3 protein-coding genes and 1 pseudogene are annotated in these 3,984 nt (G+C 51.6%); all 4 read right to left on the bottom strand.

All coding sequences use genetic code 11. The features are described from left to right. Nucleotides 1-848: peptide chain release factor 3 (locus ACTHUE_RS12385; protein WP_440423593.1), on the bottom strand; the 848-nt coding region annotated here is incomplete at its 3' end. Nucleotides 849-1,061: 213 nt separating this feature from the next. Continuing rightward, a complete protein-coding gene (locus ACTHUE_RS12380) occupies nt 1,062-2,204 on the bottom strand; it encodes an NADH-dependent flavin oxidoreductase (RefSeq protein WP_063068010.1) in 1,143 nt (380 codons plus the stop codon). Nucleotides 2,205-2,322: 118 nt separating this feature from the next. Continuing rightward, on the bottom strand, nt 2,323-3,387 hold the full coding sequence (locus ACTHUE_RS12375; protein WP_003745670.1) for a 2,3-butanediol dehydrogenase: 1,065 nt from the start codon (nt 3,385-3,387) through the stop codon (nt 2,323-2,325). Between the two features lie 233 nt (nt 3,388-3,620). Beyond that, nucleotides 3,621-3,984 (bottom strand): annotated as a pseudogene (locus tag ACTHUE_RS12370) (histone deacetylase family protein); the annotation flags it as partial.

The following is a 3,984-nucleotide window of genomic DNA, read 5'->3' as shown; positions in this document are numbered from 1 at the left end:
GTCGCGTCGCGCGGTTTCGGCGCGGGCGCCCATTCAATCAATGAATTGAGGATTTCCTGAATACCGAAGTTGTTAATCGCAGAGCCGAAGAACACGGGCGTGAGTTCGCCGGCGAGGAATTCTTCGAGATTAAATTCGTTGGAAGCAGCCTGTACCAATTCGATTTCGTCTCGCAGCTGCTGGATTTCAAGCGGAAAGCGTTGTTCCAATTCAGGATTGTCGATACCTTTGATGATGTCGAACTCGTGCGGCAGACGCTCGCCACCCGCGTCGAAGAGATAGATTTCGTCGTTCAGGATGTGGTACACGCCTTTGAAATTTTTGCCCATGCCGATCGGCCAGGTTACGGGCGCGCAGCGGATTTGCAGGATGTTTTCCACTTCGTCCAGCAACTCCAAAGAATCGCGTACTTCGCGGTCGTATTTGTTCATGAACGTGACAATCGGCGTATTGCGCAGGCGGCAGACGTTCAAGAGTTTGATGGTTTGCGCTTCCACACCTTTTGCCGCGTCGATGACCATCAATGCGCTGTCCACGGCGGTCAATACGCGGTAGGTATCTTCGGAGAAGTCTTGGTGTCCCGGCGTGTCCAAGAGGTTGACGGTATGGTCTTTGTAGTCGAATTGCATTACGGACGAGGCCACGGAAATGCCGCGCTGCTTCTCGATGTCCATCCAGTCGGAGGTGGCGAATTTGCCGGTTTTCTTGCCTTTTACCGTACCTGCGCTTTGAATCGCACCTGAAAACAGCAGCAGTTTTTCGGTCAGCGTGGTTTTACCCGCGTCGGGGTGGGAGATGATGGCAAACGTGCGGCGGCGGCGCACTTGGTCGAGGATTTCTTGGGACATGGTTTTCTTTGCAAAAAGGTTCAGGCCGCTTTTTCAGACGGCCTGAAGGATATGGGTATTGGAAAACAGGCTAAAATAAGGGCGTGTGCAACACGCCCTGCAATAGATTGAAAGATGCGGAATTGTACAAAAAAATGCTTGATAATTCAATGTTTGTACCAAAACAAAGGCCGTCTGAAAAGTTTCAGACGGCCTTTGTTTATGAATCGATGATTAAATATCCATCGGTTTCCATTCTGCGCCTTTTACCGGCGGCAGCCATGATTGCGTACCACTGGAGGCAAATCCCCACAAGGTGTCGGGAAGGCCGTAATGGTCGGCGCGCGTCGGATCGAGTTGCGTTTCGATTTCATCTTCGCGGCCTTCACGGATTTGCGTGGCGATGTGCGGATTAATCATCACGGTTTTGCCCAAGGCGATAAATTCTGCCCAGCCGGTTTCATAGGCGGCCAAAATTTGGTCGGCGGTAAACAGGTTGCCTACGCCGATAAGCGGCAGTTTGCCGTTGATGCGTTCGTGGATAAACTGCATACGGGTTTGGGCTGTATCGCCGCCGCGACGGATTTTTTTATCAAATTCCCACAGGGAAACGTGCAAATATTGCAGCGGTTTTTGTACCAATGCGTCAATCAGTGCGCCGGTTTCGGTCATGGTTAAGCCGTTGTCACCCGGCTCTTCAGGGGAGAAGCGGTAGCCGATAATGAAGTCGTTGCGCTGGTGTTTTTCACGGACGGCAACCACGGCATCGATAACGGCCAGCGGGAAGCGCATTCTGTTTTCCAAGCTGCCGCCCCATTGGTCGTTGCGGCGGTTGCTTTGGGCAGAGTAAAACTGTTGGATCAGATAGCCGTTCGCACCGTGGATTTCCACGCCGTCAAAACCGGCACGAAGCGCCAAATCGGCGGCTTGCGCATAAGAGGCGATGAGTGCTTCGACTTCTTCTGCGGTCGCTTCGCGTGCGTGTTCGGTTTCGCTGGCGGAAGCGCTGATTTTGTCGAGACCGTCCAAAAGTTCATCAATGGCTTTGGAGCCGCCGTGATGGATTTGCAAAATCGCTTTTGCGCCTTGTTGTTGCAGGATTTGTGCGGTTTCTTTCAGGCTGTCGAGGCAGTGTTCGCCTGTGGCTTCAGGTTGGCCGTGAAAGGCTTTGCCGTCTTTTTGAACCAAAGTGGCGGCAGTGATAAACAAGCCCATATCGCCTGCACGGTTGCTGAGGAATGTACGCTCTTGGTCGCTGATCAAACCGTCGGCTTGTGAGCCGAAATGGGTCATGGGGGCGACGACAAGGCGGTTTTTGATGGTTACGCCGTTATTGAGGGTGTATGTTTGAAAGAGTGGGGCGTATTTTGGATTCATGGAGTTTTACTCTTGATAAGTGAATGGTCGGCAGAGAATTGGGCCATTCGGGAATTTATCAAGTAGACAGGCCGTCTGAAAAGTTTCAGACGGCCTGTTTATTCTTTAAGCCTTAGGATTAAAGATTAGGATTGACAATGATTTTTACTGCGGATTCGTTGTTGTGGATCAAGCGCTCGAAGCCTTCGGAAATCAATTCGTCCAGTTTGATGCGCTGGGTGATGAAAGGCTCAAGGTTGATTTTGCCTTCTTCAACCAATTTGATGGTTTCTGCGTGGTCGTTGCAGTAGGCGATGGTGCCGCGCACGTCCAGCTCTTTCATCACGACGCTATGGACGTTGATGGTGGCGGGGTGGCTCCAAATGGATACGATGACGACTTTCGCAGTCGGACGGCATGCTTCGACCATGGTGTCCAGCACTTTGTTGACGCTGGTGCATTCGAATGCGACATCTACGCCTTCGCCGTTGGTCAGTTTTTTCACTTCTTCGACGACATCGACTTCGGACGGGTCGAGGATGTAGTCGGCCACGCCGGCTTCGCGTGCTTTGTCTTTACGTGCTTTGCTCAATTCGGTGATGATGACTTTGATGCCTTTGGCTTTCAATACGGCAGCCAACAGCAAACCGATTGGGCCTGCGCCGCCGACCAATGCCACGTCGCCTTCTTTCGCGCCACTGCGTACATAAGCATGGTGGCCGACAGACAGAGGCTCAATCAAAGCAGCTTGGTCTAATGGAATTTTGTCGGAAATAGGGTGTACCCAACGGCGTTTAACGGCGATTTTTTCAGACAAGCCGCCACCGCAGCCACCTAAACCGATGAAGTTCATGTCTTTGGAGAGGTGGTAGTTGCTGCCTTCGCCGGTCGGTACATCGTCGCGGATGATGTAGGGTTCAACGACAACGTGTTGGCCGACTTTGATGTCGTCCACGCCTTCGCCTACGGCATAAACCACGCCGGAGAACTCGTGCCCCATGGTTACAGGGGCTGACTCGCCGGAGATTGGGTGCGGATGGCCGCAAGGCGGAATGAAAATCGGGCCTTCCATGAATTCGTGCAGATCGGTACCGCAGATACCGCACCACGCAACATTAATGCCGACAGTACCCGGAGCTACGGTTGGCTCTGGAATGTCTTCGATGCGGATGTCACCTTTGTTGTAAAAACGTGCTGCTTTCATTGTAACGCTCCTTTTTTTAAAGTGGAGGCCGTCTGAAAAAGACGGTCAATTAGGGAAAGGGAAGCAGTGTGGCGTGTGAAATATTTTTATTGATATGTTTTATATTTGTTATTTTACTACTGATAATATGAAAATGGTTTGTCTTTGCTCAAATTAAAGTTTGTAAATGAAAAAAAGGCCGTCTGAAATGGATAATCTATTTTCAGACGGCCTGGGGCAATAGTTTGAATACGTTATGGTGTAGGGTTGTTACTTTTGCCGCGCTTCAGATGCTTTTGGTAGGCGATGACGTAGTCGGCCTTGCTTAAGCCTGCCAATACGCGGATGTGGGCGGCGGCAGATTTAGACATGGATTCCAAGGTATATCCGCCCTCCAGCACGGAAACGATACGTCCTTGACAGCTTGCTGTTGCTTGGACGATTTTGTGTGTCAGCCAGGCAAAATCGGCTTCATGCAGGTTCAGACGGCCTGTTTCGTCTTGTTTGTGCCCGTCAAAACCGGCTGAAAGCAACACCAACTCGGGGCGGAAGGCCGTGAGCTTGGGAAGCCATTGTTCGCGGATGGTCGTACGGAAGATACGGCTGCCTGTGCCCGGT

The sequence above is a fragment of the Neisseria sp. P0021.S005 genome (assembly GCF_051956955.1).
Note: the sequence above shows the minus strand (reverse complement) of the source record. Positions and strands in the feature narration are given on the sequence as shown.